This window comes from Falsiroseomonas sp. HW251, assembly GCF_050563545.1.
Taxonomy (GTDB): domain Bacteria; phylum Pseudomonadota; class Alphaproteobacteria; order Acetobacterales; family Acetobacteraceae; genus Falsiroseomonas.
In genome coordinates this window covers 1-14,738 of record NZ_JBNXUM010000060.1, presented here as the reverse complement: position 1 = coordinate 14,738, position 14,738 = coordinate 1, and the positions used below count along the sequence as shown (strand labels likewise).

Genomic DNA, 14,738 nt, shown 5'->3' with positions numbered 1-14,738 from the left:
TAACAGCATCGAAAGCGTCCTGAAGTACACGCTGACCCTCGACCTCCAGCCGGTGAACGACGCGCCGGTGGTCAGCACCTCCTCCGGTAGTGCAAGCGAGGCGCCAAACCAGACCGGCTCGGCGACGCCGGCGGTGGCAACCTCCGGCACGCTGACCTTCGCCGATTCTGACCTGTCCGATATCGGGCACACTGCCAACGACATCAGCGTGGCCCGCTCGGGCACCACGGGCGGGCTTGCCGGCCTGACCGATGCGCAACTGCTCAACCTCATGACCATTACCGGCGTGACCAAGGCAGCGGGCTCGACGGCCGGGAGCGTTGGCTGGAGCTTCAGCGCAGCTGACAGCACCTTCGACTACCTGACTGCCGGACAGTCGGTGGTGCTCACCTACACTGTGCGGGTGAACGATGGCGATGGTGGCACCGGCGACGGGACGGTGGCGGTCACCATCACCGGCGCGGATGAACCGGTAATTGTCGCTGCGCCAACACTGCCAGCGGCGCAGACCGGCGGCGATCCTGACGACAACAACAACACTGATGAGCCCGGCGGCTCCCCCCCTGCAGACACGACCGGCGACGCCGGCGCCGACACGCTGATCGCTGCGTCGAACGACCGCAACAACCCAAATACGCTGAGCGGAGCCGGTGGAGACGACCTAATCTTTGGCCGCGGCGGCAATGATCTTCTCTCCGGCGGCGATGGCAACGATACCATTTACGGGCAGAACAACAACGATACCGTCTCCGGCGATGCAGGCGGCGATGTCATCTACGGTGGCAACGGTGCGGACTCCATATTCGGGAACTTCGGTTCCGACCTGATCTATGGCGGGTCGGACAACGACACGATCTTCGGTGACACCAGCAACAACGCAACCGAACTCGGCGGATCCGATACGATCTACGGCGGGAGCGGCGCCGATAGCATCGAGGGCAACAATGCCGCGGACTCCATCTATGGTGGGTTTGGCGCCGATACGATCGCTGGCGGTGGCGGCAACGACGTCTTCGCCTTTAAGGTGGGAGACACCAACGACGTGATCGTCGACTTCGACGACAACGGTGACGACAAGCTGGACTTCTCGGCACTCTATGGTCCGGTACTTGCTGGACCAAACAACAGCATCGGATTCCTTTCGCCCAACAGCGTTTCCTACTATGCCAGCGGTGCCGACGTCATCGTGATCATTGATACCAACGGCGTCACCACGACGGCTGAATTCATGATCACGCTCAAGGACACGACACTCGCGAGCATCGGAGCTGACGACTTCGTACTGTAGGCCTTCCATGCGTCGCGGGCGCCGTTCCGACCGGGATGGCGCCCCGCATTGTTGCGTCGCCGATCTCCTACGTGCATCGCCCTCATCTACGCAGCGAATTGGTTCCCGCTCAGGGCGAGCCCATCTCCTCGCCAGTTCTAGGAGATTGCGCCATGCCCGCCGACCCCACCGACTTGCTCCCCCCCGGCCTCGAGCTCGTCCTCCTCCCCCGAACCCACGACATCGGCGGCTTCGAGGTCCGCCGGGCGCTACCCGCCAAGGAACGCCAGATGATCGGGCCCTTCATCTTCTTCGACCAGATGGGCCCCGGCGAGTTCCTGACGGGGCAGGGCGTGGATGTCCGGCCGCACCCGCATATCGGGCTCTCGACCGTCACTTACCTCTTCGAGGGCGAGATCCTGCATCGCGACAGCCTCGGCACCGAACAGCCGATCGCGCCGGGCGACGTGAACTGGATGACCGCGGGGCAGGGGATCGCGCATTCCGAACGCACGGCCGCCACCCGCCGCGCCGGCCCTCACAGGCTGGCCGGCATCCAGTCCTGGGTCGCCCTGCCGAAGTCGCAGGAGGAGCGCGCCCCCGATTTCGCCCACCACCCCGGCGCGACGCTGCCGGTGATCGAGGACGCCGGCACCCGCCTTCGCCTGATCGCCGGCACGGGATGGGGCCAGGCCGCGCCGGTCGCCGTCGCGTCCGAGCTCTTCTACGCCGACGTCGTTCTCGCCCCCGGCGCCGCCGTCCCGCTGCCCGACCACGAGGAGCGCGGCGCCTGGATCATGGAGGGCGAGGCCGAGGTCGCCGGCATCCGCTTCGAGGCCGGGCGCATGCTGGTCTTCCGTGCCGGGGATGCCGTCTCGATCAAGGCGGGGCCGGACGGGGCGCGGCTGCTGCTGCTGGGCGGCGCGGCGATGGACGGGCCGCGCTACCTCTTCTGGAACTTCGTGAGCTCCTCCCGCGAGCGGATCGAGGCGGCGAAGCAGGCCTGGGCGCGCGACCGGATGGGCCTGGTGGTGCCCGGTGACGAGAAGGAATGGATCCCGCTTCCGGAGCGGCGGCAGGTCCAGGCGGGGAGCAGCGAGGTTTCGGCGGGTTCGCCGACGAGCTGAGCCGGGCAGCGCGCCCCTTCCTAACCGGGGGCGGCGCCGCCGATGTTCTTGTTTCTTTCACCGCTCTCGGCGCTAGCGCGCACGCCGATGTAGTAGCGCTACGCGTCGATTCGTAACGCTACTACAGGGCCGGCGAAGCGTAGCAACGGACTGTAAAGCCGATTCACAAAACCGGGCTCATCCGCCCGTCTTCTCGTCCGCCTTCACGGCCTGCCAGGCGGCCTCCATGACCTCGAGCGTGGTGTCCTGCGGCGCCAGGCCCTGCGCGGCCAGGCGGTGTTCCACCGCGCCGAAGCGTCGCTCGAACTTGGCGTTCGCGGCGGCGAGGCATGCCTCGGGATCCAGCTCGAGCTTCCGCGCGAGGTTCGCGACGACGAAGAGCAGGTCCCCGACCTCGTCCGCCTGGCGCGCCTTGTCCGGCGCCGCGGTCATCTCCGCCCGCAGCTCCGTCGCTTCCTCCTCAAGCTTGTCGAGCACGGCACCGGCGTCCGGCCAGTCGAAGCCGACGCGGGCGGCGCGCCGGGTGAGCTTCAGCGCCCGGGTCAGGGCAGGGAGGCCGGGCGGGATGCCGGCCAGGGTGCCGGTCTCCGCCCGGGCGGCGCGCTCGGCCTGCTTCTGGACTTCCCAGGCCGCGGTCTGGCCCTCGGCAGTGCGCTGCTCTGCCTCGCCGAACACATGAGGATGACGGCGTATCATCTTGGTGCTGATGGAGTTCGCTACCTCCACGAAGGCGAATTTCCCGAGCTCGGACGCCATCTGGGCGTGATAGACGACCTGGAACAGCAGGTCGCCGAGCTCGTCCATCAGCATGGGGAAATCGGGGCCGCGCGCGATCGCGTCGGCGACCTCATAGGCTTCTTCGATCGTGTAGGGCGCAATGGTCGCGAAATCCTGCTCGCGGTCCCAGGGGCAGCCATCGGGGGCACGCAGCCTGGCCATGATGTCGAGCAGGCGCAGCAGCGCGTCGGCGGGATCGGGCATGGGGTAGGGCTGTCCTATGGGCGTCGGGCAAGCTCTCGCGCGGCGGCGCCGCGGCGGCAAGCCGCCTCTGGCGGCGCCGGGTTTCGCCGCGTCTTCGGCACGGCTTCGGGACAAGCTGCTGGGCGTCGGCGTTAGGTGCCACCGCGGCGATCACGCCGCGAAGGAGGACCCGCCATGCTTCCGATCCGTGCCGCTTGGCTACTCGCCGCGGCGCTCGCCGCCGGCGCTGCGCATGCCCAGGCGCCGGCGCCGGCCCCGGGCCCGGCACCATCCACCGCCACCGAGGCCTGCGCGGCGGAACGCGCGCGGCTGGCCGCCGAGGAGACCACCCCCGGCATCCTGCGCGACCTCATGCAGGAGGATCTGCGACTCTGCCTCGCCGCGGCGGGCCAGGCGGCGGCCACGGCGGCGGGGGCGGGGCGCTGACCGCCGGGACTTGTCCCAGCTCATCCACACCGGTAGTTGCCGCATAAGATATATTATGGAAAAATCAGGCCTGGGGAAAAGCCGGGGATAGTCCGTGGGTTGGCGGCGCCGGCGGCGGCCGCCCGGCCCCGGTCAGTCCGGGACCTCGATCCGCATGCCGTCGAAGCCGGGCTCGATTCCGGCCGGCAGGTTCGCCTCGAGCCACGCCCAGTCGAGGTCGAGGCCCATATGCGTCAGCACCGTCCGGCGCGGCCGCAGCCGCTCGACCCAGCGGCAGACCAGTTCGACATTGGCATGCACGGGATGCGCGGCGCGCTGGAAGCAGCCGACCACCCAAGTATCCAGCCCCCGAAGCGCCGCGAAGCTTTCCTCGGGCATGGCGACGACATCGGTGCTGTAGCCGAAGCGCCCGGTCCGGAAGCCGAGCGTCTCCATCACCCGGTGGTCCTGGCGGAGCACCTGGACGCGGATCCTGCCCATCTCGACGGTCTCGCCCGGCGCCACCGGTCGTGCCGTCAGCGACGGCCGGAAGAAGCCCTGCGGCGGTGGCGGGTGGAAGGCGTAGTCGAAGCGGCTGCGGAGCTCGGCAAGGGTCACATAGGTGCCGAAGATGTCGATCGCGGCGCCGCGGACGCGGTTGACGATGCGAAGCTCGTCGATGCCCATGACGTGGTCGGCATGGGTGTGGGTGATAGCGACCGCGTCGAGCCTGGCCAGGCCGCAGGCCAGGAATTGCTGCCGGAGGTCCGGCCCGGGATCCACCAGCAGCCGGCTTCCCGCGCTGTTCTCGATCACGATGGAGCTGCGGGTCCGGCGGTTGCGCGGCTCCTTCGGGTCGCAGGCGCCCCAGTTGCCGCGCTCGTCCGAGCCACCGATCTGGGGAACGCCGCCCGACCCGCCGCAGCCGAGTAGCGTTACTAGCATTTTCCGGTCAGGCCCGTCGGGACCGCTGGAACAGACGGTGAAAATTGCCAGTCGTGAGCTCGGCCAGCGCCGCGACCCCCATGCCGCGCACCGACGCAAGCCTGGCGGCGGTATGCGCGACATAGGCGGGCTCGCAGCGCTTGCCCCTCAGCGGGACCGGCGCGAGGTAGGGGCTGTCGGTCTCGACCAGCAGCCGCTCCGCCGGGACCTCCGCCGCGACCGCTCGGATCGCGTCGGATTTCGGGAAGGTCAGCATCCCGCTGAAGGAGACATAGCCGCCGAGGCGCAGCCCGGTGCGGGCGAGCTCGGCGCCGGAGGAGAAGCAATGCAGCAGGAAGGGGAAGGCCCCCTTCCCCGTCTCGTCTTCCAGGATCGCGGCAATGTCGTCGTCGGCGTCGCGGGCATGAATCACCAGCGGCAGGCCGGATTCCCGGGCCGCGTGGATATGGACCCGGAAATTCTCGGCCTGCACCGGCCGCGGGGCCTTGTCGTAGAAGTAGTCGAGGCCGGACTCGCCGATGCCGATGACGCGCGGGTGGTCGGCCTCGCGCAGGATCTCCTCGACGCTCGGGATCGGGTGCTCGGCGGCGTTGTGGGGATGGATGCCGACGGTGGCGAAGACGCCGTCATAGCTGTCGGCGATCTCGCGCACCGTCGCGGCCTGGGCGCCGAGGCGGGTGCCGATGGTGACCATCTCGGCCACCCCGGCCTCCTTCGCCCGCGCGACGACGGCGTCCCGCTCCTCGCCCTGGAAATGGTCGAGGTGGCAGTGGCTGTCCACCAGCATCAGGCCGTCTCGATCTTGGCGAAGAGCGGGCTGGGCGGCGGCAGGGCGATGCCCCCGGGCAGCGGGGTGGCGAGCGCCGCGAGGCTCCTTGCCTCCTCCGACACGCCGAGCTGGTCGAGCAGCGACGCCATGGTCGTTGGCATGAAGGGCTGCAGGACCGTGGCGAAGACGCGCAGCGCGTCATGGAGGTGGCGAAGCACGGCCTCCATTCGGACGGGGTCCGTCTTCTTCAGCGCCCAGGGGGCCTCGACCGTGATGTAGCCGTTCGCCTCACGCGCCGCGGCCATCACGGCTTCCAACGCCAGGTGGTATTCCTGGCGGTCGAGATGGGCGCCGACCTGGCGGGGCAGCGCATCCACCAGCGCACCGAGACCGGCATCGCCCGGGGCCCTCGCAGTGGCTGGCGGCAACTTCCCGTCGCAGTTCCGCTGGATCAGCGAAAGCGTTCTGTTCGCAAGATTCCCTAGCGCGTTGGCGAGTTCGCCATTGTTCCGGTTCACCAGGGCGGACCGGCTGAAATCCCCGTCCTGGCCGAAGGGCACCTCCCGGAGCAGGAAGTAGCGGACGGGGTCGAGCCCGAACTCCTGCACCAGCGCCAGCGGATCGATGACGTTGCCCAGCGACTTCGAGATCTTCTGGCCCTCATTCGTCCACCAGCCATGGGCGAAGACCCGCCTCGGCGGCTCCAGCCCCGCCGCCATCAGGAAGGCCGGCCAGTAGACCGTATGGAAGCGCAGGATGTCCTTGCCGACGAAGTGGATATCCGCCGGCCACCACTTGGCGAATGCTTCGTGGTCAGTGGGATAGCCGGCGGCCGTGATGTAGTTCGTCAGCGCATCGAGCCAGACATACATCACATGCGCCGGGTCGCCCGGCACCGGCACGCCCCAGCGGAAGCTCGTCCGGCTGACCGAAAGGTCGCCCAGGCCAGACTTCACGAAAGCAATGACTTCGTTCCGCCGGCTCGCAGGCAGGATGAAGTCCGGGTTGTCCTCGTAGAGCTTCAGCAGCCGCTCCGCCCAGTTGGACAGGCGGAAGAAGTAGCTGGGCTCCCTCACCCACTCCACCGGCGCGCCGGAGGGCGCGTATTTCACGCCGTCGCGCTCGGTCAGCTCGTCCGGCCCGTAGAAGGCTTCGTCCCGCACCGCATACCAGCCCTCGTAGTCCCCGAGGTAGATCTCGCCCTTCTCGACGAGCTTCTGCCACAGCGCGGCGCAGGCCTCCTTGTGGCGCGGCTCGGTGGTGCGGATGAAGCCGTCGTTGGAAAAGCCCATGGCGACGGCCAGGTCACGAAAGTGCTGGCTCACCTCGTCGGTGAAGGCCTGCGGGTCCATGCCGGCATCCCCGGCTGCCTTCTCGACCTTCTGCCCGTGCTCGTCGGTGCCGGTGAGGAAGAAGACCTCCCTGCCCTCCAGCCGTCGCCAGCGCGCCAGCACGTCGGCCGCCAGCGAGGTATAGGCATGGCCGATATGGGGCCGGTCGTTGACGTAGTAGATCGGCGTGGTGATGAAGCAGGGCTGCACGGATGTGTTCCTGACGGGCCTAGCGCCGGGGGGATAACCAGCCGAGGGCGGTCAGCACGGCCTGCTTGCGATCGAGGCTGAGGCCGTCCGTCTCGGCGGCGAGGCGCGCGAGGCTATCCCACAGGGTGGACCACTCGGCAAGCGGACGCAGCCCGAGCCAGGCCGGTGCCGGCTGCCCGCGCGCCGCGCGGCGCGACGCCGCTGAGATCTCCCGCCGCAGCAGCGCCATGAAGGTCATGAAGGCCGAGCCGTCGCGCTTCGCGGCCACCGCGTCCGCGATGGCGTGCCAGTCCCGCCGGCTCCCCTGCGCCAACCCGCCCAGCGCCTGCTCCACAAGCTGCTGGATCGCGAGGCCGTCGCCCTCGGAGAGCTCCAGCGCCCGGCCCGGCGAGCCCTCCGCCATGGTGGCGAGGCGCGCACGCTCCGTCGCGTTCTGGTCGGGCAGCAGGCGTTTCAGCACGGCATCCATGTCCCCAGCCCCGAGCGGGTCGAGGTCCAGCCGCCGGCAGCGGCTGCGGATGGTCGGCAGCAGCCGGTCCGGCGCGGCTGAGGTCAGCAGCAGCGCGACCCGCGGCGGCGGCTCCTCCAGCGTCTTGAGGAAGGCATGCTGCGCCTGCGGCATGGAAAGCTCGAGCTGGTCCACCACCAGCGCGCGCCAGCCCCCCTCGGCCGAGGTCATGCCGAGGAAATGCAGGGCGTCACGCATGGCGTCCACGCGGATGGTGCGGCGGACGCCAGTATCGGTGGCCGGGCGGAGCGTGCGGAGGTCGGCATGCGCGCCGGCCGCGATGCGGCGGAAGGCGGGATGCGCGGGATCGAGATGCAGCGGCGGCGTCCCAGGTTCCTCCGGCCGGTCCGGCCCGCCGGCCAGCAGCCAGCGCGCGAAGCGATAGGCCAGCGTCGCCTTGCCGATCCCCGGCGGGCCGCAGATCAGCCAGGCATGGGGCAGCCGACCCGACCGCGCGGCCGCTTCCAGCCTGGCGGCGGCGTCGAGATGGCCGTACAGGTCGGGATTGGCGCGGACCGGAAGGTCCTCGTCCTCCTCGAATTCCTGGACCTTCGGGGCGCGCGCCATGCGCCGGTGTTACCCCCTTCCCCGCCGGGCGACGAGGCCCCTCAGCGCCGCGTCAGCGCCAGCGGAAAGCTGCGGAGGTCGCGCTGCGCCGTCCGGAACACCGCGTCCTGCCGGTGCTGCTTCTCGCCCGCGAGCTGCGGCACGCGGCCCGTCACGAACTCGCCGAGCGCGAGCGCGCTGACGCGCCCTTCCCCGTCCACCGCGGCGCGGCCGCGCAGCCCCTCGCGCAGCGCATAGACGAAGACGCCGTTGCGGTTGTCGTAGCTGTCCAGAGCCTCCTGCACGCTCGTGCTCGCCGCGAGCAGGAAGCGCCCGGTCTCGTTCCCGAGCGCGGAGAGCTGCTCGATCGTCAGCTGGCCGGCATAGCAGGTGTCCAGCAGCAGGAAGGCGTTGCGCGACCGGATGCGGGAGATCGCGACGACGAGCGCGGAGTCCTCCAGCCCCTGGCGCCGCAGCGCATCCCAGCTCGATGCATCCGACACGTCATGGGGAAGGAAGAGGAACCGGTTGTCGGGCTCGGTCCGGATCCCATGGCCCGCGATGTAGAGGATGAAGGTGTCCTCGGGCTGGACGGTGCGCGCGGCGGCCTCCAGCGCGGCCAGCACCGCGGCGCGGGTGGCCTGCTGGTCCTTCAGCAGGGTCGTGCGGACCTCGCGGAACAGGCCCTCGCCCTGGGTGCGGAAGGTCTCGACAACGGTGTCGGCGTCGGGCGCGGCGAAGGCGAGGTTGAGCTGCGGGTTGGCGTAGATGTTGACGCCGATCGCGAGCACCACGAGGCGGCCCGCCCCGGCCGGCGCATCCGGCGCGCTCGCGCGGCGGAGATCGAGCGCGGGGCCTTCCGCGAAGGCGCTGCGGTCCTCGGTGTGCAGGCGGGTGACGATGCGGTTCGGGCCGGGGTCGAGCGGGACCTCGACGATGGTCTCCCTTCCCGTCTCCGCGTCCACCCGGGCGACGATGCGGTCGTTGACCAGCACGTCGAGGGGCCCGAGGCCGAGGCCGCGATCCGTCGCGGTCAGGCCGAGCCGCAATTCGGTGGCCTCGTCCGGCAGGGTGCGCGCGTCCCAGGCCAGCGTCTCGCAGGCGCCGCCGGCCATCACGCAGGCGCTGCCGGCGCGCAGCTGCGGCAGCTGCCCGATGCGTGACCGTACATCGCCGAGCTGCGCGAGCCTGGCGCGCGCCAGCGTCGCATCGCCGGCGACCGCGCCGCGCACCGCGGCCGGCGCATAGAGCGCGCGATAGGCCTGGCGGAAGCTCGCCCATTCCGGCGCCTGGTTCCGCGCGCGGTTGAGGTGCAGCCCGACCAGCTCCTGGCCGCCATTCGGCGCGTGGTCGAACAGCCCGTCCGGCGTCCACATGGCCCAGCGCAGCGTGTCCACCTGGATGAAGAGCGCGGCGATCTCCGCGATGCCCTCCGCCGTGATCCGGTACCAGCGCAGCGTCCCGTCGCCGAGCGCGGCGAGCGCCACGTCGTTCGCGACCGTCAGCCCCCAGGCGGCGCCGGGCAGCGAGATCCCCGCCCGCGGCTGCCCCGACTGGTCATACAGCCGCAGGCTGTTGTCGGTGCCGAGCAGCACGCCGCGCTCGTCGGGCAGGATGGCGAGGCTGCGGGCGAACTCGCCCTCGCCCATCCGCAGCGGCGTCTGGCCGAGGCGCGGGCGGTTGGAGTTGCGCCAGTCCGGCGCGACGGGGAATTTGGCGCTGCTCGTGCGCGCCGCCACGAAGCCGGCCTCGCCCGGCGCCGAGGCCAGCCGCCCCGTCGCCGAATCGAAGGCGATGGGCGTCCCGCCGGGCCGCAGCGCGACGCGCAGCCGCAGCCCGTCGGCCGAGATCCCGAGCCCCGCGCCGGTGTTCCGGAAATCCGCGCCGGGCGGCCGCGGCGCCAGCGCGAGCGTGCCGTCGGCGCCGACGCGGCCCCAGCCAGGATCGGCCGCGGCATAGGCGACGCCGCCGCCGGGCAGCGGCAGGAGATGCGCGATCGCGTCGCGCGCGGCGGGAATGTCCGTGGAGGGCCCGAGCCCGAAATCGGCCCAGCGCCGGATGACGAAGTCGCGGCGCTCGCCCTCAGTCGCGGCGGCGCCTGCGATGCTTTGGATGCCGCGGCCCCCCTGCCCCGGCGCGGGCGGCCGCGCGGCTACCTGGGCCTGCTGCGGCGCGACGCGCGCATAGCCCGCAGCGAACAGCTGCACGCCTCGGCCGTCGCCGGCCCAGGCGACCGAGGGCAGCCCCTCGCCCTGCAGCCCCGCGACATCGGGCGCATGGACCAGCCGCAGGTCGGAGGCGGCGAGGAGTTCGACGCGCACCCGATCCTCGAAGCCGATCGCGAGCAGCGAGCCGTCCGGCGACCAGGCCAGCCCGAAGGGACGGCCGTTCTGCACCGGCACGCGTTCCGCGAGCTTGCGGCCGTTCCGCGCCTCGTAGACCCGCACGCGGCCATCGGCGCCCGTCGCGGCGACGCGGTCCCCCGCCGGCGAGAAGCCGACCATGCGCGCGGGCGCGGCGAAGCCGGTGTCCTCGAACACGGCGCGGCCGTTGCGCGCATCCCACACGCGCACGCCCGCGCGCCCGCCGAGCGCCGCGGCCAGCATCGCGCCATCGGCCGAGACCGCGAGATGCTGCACCGGCGCCGGCAGACCCGGCAGCCGCGCGATCAGCGCGGAGGATCGCGTGTCGAAGACATAGATGCAGAAGCTGCCGTCCCACGCCCCGCCGGTGAAGCCGGCCGCGAAGGCGCGCGTGCCGTCGGGCGAGAGCGCGACGGCGTAGAGCTCGCCTTCCGCCTCCGGCGCGATGGGCGGCCGCAGCACGCCGCGCGGCGTGCCATCGAGGTCCCAGAGGCGCAGCGTCTTGTCGTCGGAGACGCTCGCCAGCGTGCGCCCGCTGGCATCCACCGCGAGCCGCGCGACGGAGGCGGTATGCGCGCCGGCCTCGATGCGCAGGAAGGGCTGCGGCGGCGGGTCGGCGAGACGCCCCTGTCCCTGGGCGAAAGCAAGGCGCGGCGAGGCAGCCAGCAGCGCCGTGCCCTGCAGGAGGGCACGGCGCGTCGGGGTCACGAGGCTAGCTCGCGGCCAGTTCGAAGCCCTGGCCCTGGGCCAGACGCTGGGCATTGCTGACGCTTTCCGTGAAGTTGTCGCGCCGCGCGATGTTGGTGGCCGCGAGCGACCGGACATCGTTGTCGTTCGCCGCGGGCTGCACGCGCGCGGCGGTGTTGCGCACCTCGGGGAAGGCGCTGGCGGGCGCATAGCCGCGCACGCCGGCCGAGGTCTCGACCAGGGCGAAGCCGCCGCCGGCGGGGGTGACGGTCACGCTCTCCCGCGGGCTGACCTGGGCGACCTCGGGCGAGGCGGCGTCGGGGCGCAGCTTCAGCGGCACGGCGGCGCGGGCCTGGAGCGGCTGCGGCGCGCTGACGCGGGCGCCGGCCTGGACCTGCTGCTTGGTGCCCGGCGCGACGTTCTCGATCGCGACGTCGAACTGGTCGCCGCGCGAGGTGATGCGGCCGTTGATGGACTGGGCGAGCTGCACGTCGCGCTGCGCCAGCGCGCGCTGGTTCGCGAGCTGCGCCTCGGCCTGCGGGCGCGTCATCTGGCCGTTGCGGTAGGCCGTGCGGATGCGCTGGGCGGTGCCGAAGCGGCAATCCATGAGCTGATTGAAGGCGAGCTGCGTGCGGTCGAGCTGCGCGTTCTCCAGCGAGAGGTCGTTGGCGATCGCCATGTTGAGCGAGGCCTGGTCGGAGGCCTGGCGCTGCCGCGCGGAGTAGTAGCCTGCCGCGGCCCCGGTCAGGCCGCCGGCCAGCGCGCCGATGCCCGCGCCCGCCGCGATGTTGCGGGAATTCCCGCCGGAGGCCGCCGCGATCAGCGCCCCGAGCGCCGCGCCACCGAGCGCGCCGACCGCGGCGCCGCGGATGATGTCCTCGCCGAAGAAATCGCCGGTGCTGTCCAGCGCCACGACCTGCGCTCGGCAGGGGTCGGAGCCGTCATCGGCGCCGATGCGCCCCATCTGGGTGGACACGCAGCCCGACAGCAGGGCCGCGGAGGTGATCACGCAGACTGCACGACGCAGACGATTTCTCATGGCATTCCCCGCCCACACAGCCGGCGGCGCAGCCTAACTCGATTGCGCGCGATGTTCCAGGTCACCCTTCAACCAGTTGGTCGGGGTGCATGCCGGCCCGGCCGCCCCCGGCCCAGGACCGACCGGCTAGATCTCCAGCGCCTCAACCACCACGGCGGTGACGTTGTCCGACGCCTGCCGTGCGAGCGCGGCGGCCACCAGCAGGTCGGGCGCCAGCGCGGCGTCCGGCACCGCGAGCAGCGCCGCGATCTCGACATCCGGCACCGTCTTGGACAGCCCGTCGCTGCACAGCAGGAAGCGGTCGCCCCGCTGCACGCGGTCGCTCAGCTTGTCCATCTCGAGCCCGTCCTCGCCGGCGCCGACGGCGCGGGTGATGACGTTGGCGCGGGGGTGGGATTCCGCGTCCTCCGGCCTGACCAGGCCGGCATCGACGAGTTCCTGCACAAGGGAATGGTCGCGGCTGACCTGTTCCAGCACCTGGCCGCGCAGCCGGTAGCAGCGGGAATCGCCAGCCCAGAGGCAGGCGAAGTGGTCCCCGCGCAGGATGAGGACGACGATGGTCGAGGCGATCATGCCGTCGCGCGCGGCCCCGGCCTCCAGCAGGGTCTCGTGCACCAGGGCGATGCGCTGGCGCACCTCGCCCAGCATGCGGCCCGCGGGAAGCCCGTCGGGGATGGCATTCAGCGCATCGCGGATCATGCCGGAGGCGACCTCGCCGGCCTGGTGGCCGCCGGCGCCGTCCGCGACGGCCCAGAGCCCGGCTTCGGGCCGGTCCACGTAGCTGTCCTCGTTGTGCTTGCGGCGCGTCCCCGGATCGCTCTTGGCGGCGGAGCGGCAGCGGGCGGCGAGCGTCTCTGTCACGGCGCGAGCCCCACGGTTTCCCCAAGCGCGCCGGCGGCATCGTCGAGCATGCCGGCGAAGGCCTGCGCTCCCGGCAGGGCGCCGAGCGCGACGCGCCGGGGCTGCACCCGCGGCGCGCCATCTGTCCACCAGGCGGCCTCCCCGCCGGCGACGACGGCGGGCGGCGCGGCGGCAAGCGCCTCCTCGATCCGCTCCGGCGTCGCGTCGGCCATGACGGCGTCGAGCCCGGCCTGCTCCAGCGCGTCCAGCCAGGCGGCATCGGGCAGCGGCGCACCGGGCAGGCCGGGCAGGACCGCGGCGAGGGTCAGCGGCCAATGGCGGCCGGCGCGATCCACGCTCGGCAGCATCACCCCGGTCACGGCGTCCGGGCCGCAGAAGCCCGCCGGCAGGGCGAAGCGCCAGATCGGCGCCTCCAGCCAGGCCGGCAGCCAGCTCTCGCCGAGGATGACGCGGCTGCCCGTCATCACCTCGGCCAGCCAGGCGTCCCAGGGCTCGGCGAAGCTACGCGGCAGGCCGCGCGCGACGAAATCGCCGCGCGCGGGAAGCTTGCCGGAGAAGCCGAGCCGCGCCTGCATCAGCGCCAATCCCAAGGCCGCCGGCGCCCGAGGCCGCTCATAAACCTGGGCACCGGAATTCCCGCAGGACCGTCGTGGCCAGCGGGTTCAGGGTGGAGGAGGCGCGGATCTCATACGCGATGCTGCGCTCGCCCGAGGTGAAGGTGAGCGTGAAGCGCTCCGCCGCGCCCGCCTGCTGGATGCGCCCCTGCTGCATCAGGCGGATCAGCGCCCAGGGCCCGTTGGCCTGCAGCACGCCCGGCGCGCTGCTCGGCGCCGGGTCGAAGACCAGGCGCACATTGGTCATCCGGTTCGGCCCGGGCCAGGCGACCTGGGTCGAGCGCGTCGGACCATGCGCGTAGGTCACCACGACGCCGTCGAGGTCGAGCGTCGTCTGCCGCAGGCTCGCATCCATCTGCAGCGGGGCAATGTCGAAGCGGAAGCCCGGCTGCGGCGTGCCCTGGAAGAAGATGTCGCGGATCACCGCGGCGCGCTGGAAGTTCAGCACGGCCTCCGCGCCGACCGGCGAGGGCACGCCGTCCACGGCCTGCGGGCGCCAGTTGCGGCCGGACTGGTCCACGAAGGGCCTGAGCTGCGTGTTGAAGAAGGTGTCGAGCATCCCGCCTGGCGCGAACAGCCGCGCGAAGTCGTCCATCGGGATCTCGTTGGCCGCGCCCGGCGTGAAGGGGAAGCGCCCATCCACGGCCTGCCGGCAGAGCTGCGCCGGCGAGACGCCGCCGCCCCCACCGCCACCACCGCCGCCGCCACCCCCGCCGCCGGCGCCGCCGTTCCAGGCCGCCGCGGCCTGCGCGCGCACGCCGCCGCCGCGCAGCGCCGTCGCGTTCTGCGCGATGCCGCCGATCCAGCGCGCCACGGGCTCCGGCTGGCGCGTTGCCTCGGCGCGGAGGAGCGCCACGGGATCGGCGCCGGTCGGCAGCGGCGCGGCATTGCCGCTCGCCTGCGCCTGCGCGAGTTGCGAGAGCTGCTGCTGAAGCTGCGTCAGCATCGCCAGGATGTTGTCCAGCGGCGCGCCCGGCCCGCTGCCGACGAGGTCGCGCAGCGGCTTGTAGCGGTTGTCCACCGCGCCGCAGAGGAACAGGCTGAAGGCGCCGAAGCTATGGCCGCCCGCGGTCACCGTGCCGGTG

Annotated in this window: 13 protein-coding genes; 3 read left to right on the top strand and 10 right to left on the bottom strand. The window is 71.8% G+C overall.

Annotation, left to right across the window (positions count from 1 at the left end; translation table 11 throughout):
* The coding region (locus ACLF3M_RS34610) for a calcium-binding protein (RefSeq protein ID WP_430661580.1) at positions 1-1,288 on the top strand (1,288 nt) is incomplete at its 5' end.
* 152 nt (positions 1,289-1,440) lie between these two features.
* The gene (locus ACLF3M_RS34605) at positions 1,441-2,394 is read left to right on the top strand and encodes a pirin family protein (RefSeq protein ID WP_430661579.1); all 954 of its coding nucleotides are present in this window, start codon (positions 1,441-1,443) and stop codon (positions 2,392-2,394) included.
* A gap of 177 nt (positions 2,395-2,571) precedes the next feature.
* On the opposite strand, the gene mazG is transcribed toward ACLF3M_RS34605, so the two are convergent.
* On the bottom strand, positions 2,572-3,375 hold the full coding sequence (gene mazG / locus ACLF3M_RS34600; protein WP_430661578.1) for a nucleoside triphosphate pyrophosphohydrolase: 804 nt from the start codon (positions 3,373-3,375) through the stop codon (positions 2,572-2,574).
* Positions 3,376-3,549: 174 nt separating this feature from the next.
* Here mazG and ACLF3M_RS34595 point away from each other — a divergent pair, with 174 nt between their 5' ends.
* Positions 3,550-3,801: a hypothetical protein gene (locus ACLF3M_RS34595; protein WP_430661577.1), complete on the top strand. Its 252-nt coding sequence runs from the start codon at positions 3,550-3,552 to the stop codon at positions 3,799-3,801.
* A 132-nt stretch (positions 3,802-3,933) separates the two neighbouring features.
* Here ACLF3M_RS34595 and ACLF3M_RS34590 read toward each other — a convergent pair whose 3' ends face one another.
* The 9 genes from ACLF3M_RS34590 to ACLF3M_RS34550 form a co-directional block, all read right to left on the bottom strand.
* Positions 3,934-4,725 carry an MBL fold metallo-hydrolase gene (locus tag ACLF3M_RS34590; RefSeq protein WP_430661576.1) on the bottom strand — a complete coding sequence of 264 codons (792 nt, stop codon included), beginning with the start codon at positions 4,723-4,725 and terminating at the stop codon, positions 3,934-3,936.
* A gap of 7 nt (positions 4,726-4,732) precedes the next feature.
* Positions 4,733-5,512 (bottom strand): TatD family hydrolase, encoded by a 780-nt coding sequence (locus ACLF3M_RS34585; RefSeq protein WP_430661575.1) that lies wholly within the window; start codon positions 5,510-5,512, stop codon positions 4,733-4,735.
* Positions 5,512-7,035, bottom strand: coding sequence for a methionine--tRNA ligase (gene metG, locus ACLF3M_RS34580; protein ID WP_430661574.1), 1,524 nt, complete (start codon positions 7,033-7,035; stop codon positions 5,512-5,514). Before metG ends, ACLF3M_RS34585 begins: the two co-directional genes overlap by 1 nt.
* A 19-nt stretch (positions 7,036-7,054) precedes the next feature.
* Positions 7,055-8,110, bottom strand: coding sequence for a DNA polymerase III subunit delta' (locus tag ACLF3M_RS34575; RefSeq protein WP_430661573.1), 1,056 nt, complete (start codon positions 8,108-8,110; stop codon positions 7,055-7,057).
* Positions 8,111-8,151: 41 nt separating this feature from the next.
* The gene (locus ACLF3M_RS34570; protein ID WP_430661572.1) at positions 8,152-11,160 is read right to left on the bottom strand and encodes a caspase family protein; all 3,009 of its coding nucleotides are present in this window, start codon (positions 11,158-11,160) and stop codon (positions 8,152-8,154) included.
* Positions 11,161-11,164: 4 nt separating this feature from the next.
* Positions 11,165-12,148 carry a hypothetical protein gene (locus tag ACLF3M_RS34565; RefSeq protein WP_430661571.1) on the bottom strand — a complete coding sequence of 328 codons (984 nt, stop codon included), beginning with the start codon at positions 12,146-12,148 and terminating at the stop codon, positions 11,165-11,167.
* Between the two features lie 156 nt (positions 12,149-12,304).
* Positions 12,305-13,039 carry a PP2C family protein-serine/threonine phosphatase gene (locus ACLF3M_RS34560; RefSeq protein WP_430661570.1) on the bottom strand — a complete coding sequence of 245 codons (735 nt, stop codon included), beginning with the start codon at positions 13,037-13,039 and terminating at the stop codon, positions 12,305-12,307.
* Positions 13,036-13,614 (bottom strand): type VI secretion system-associated protein TagF, encoded by a 579-nt coding sequence (tagF, locus tag ACLF3M_RS34555; RefSeq protein WP_430661569.1) that lies wholly within the window; start codon positions 13,612-13,614, stop codon positions 13,036-13,038. Before tagF ends, ACLF3M_RS34560 begins: the two co-directional genes overlap by 4 nt.
* 37 nt (positions 13,615-13,651) lie before the next feature.
* On the bottom strand, positions 13,652-14,738 hold a 1,087-nt coding region (locus tag ACLF3M_RS34550; protein ID WP_430661568.1), incomplete at its 5' end, for a type VI secretion IcmF C-terminal domain-containing protein.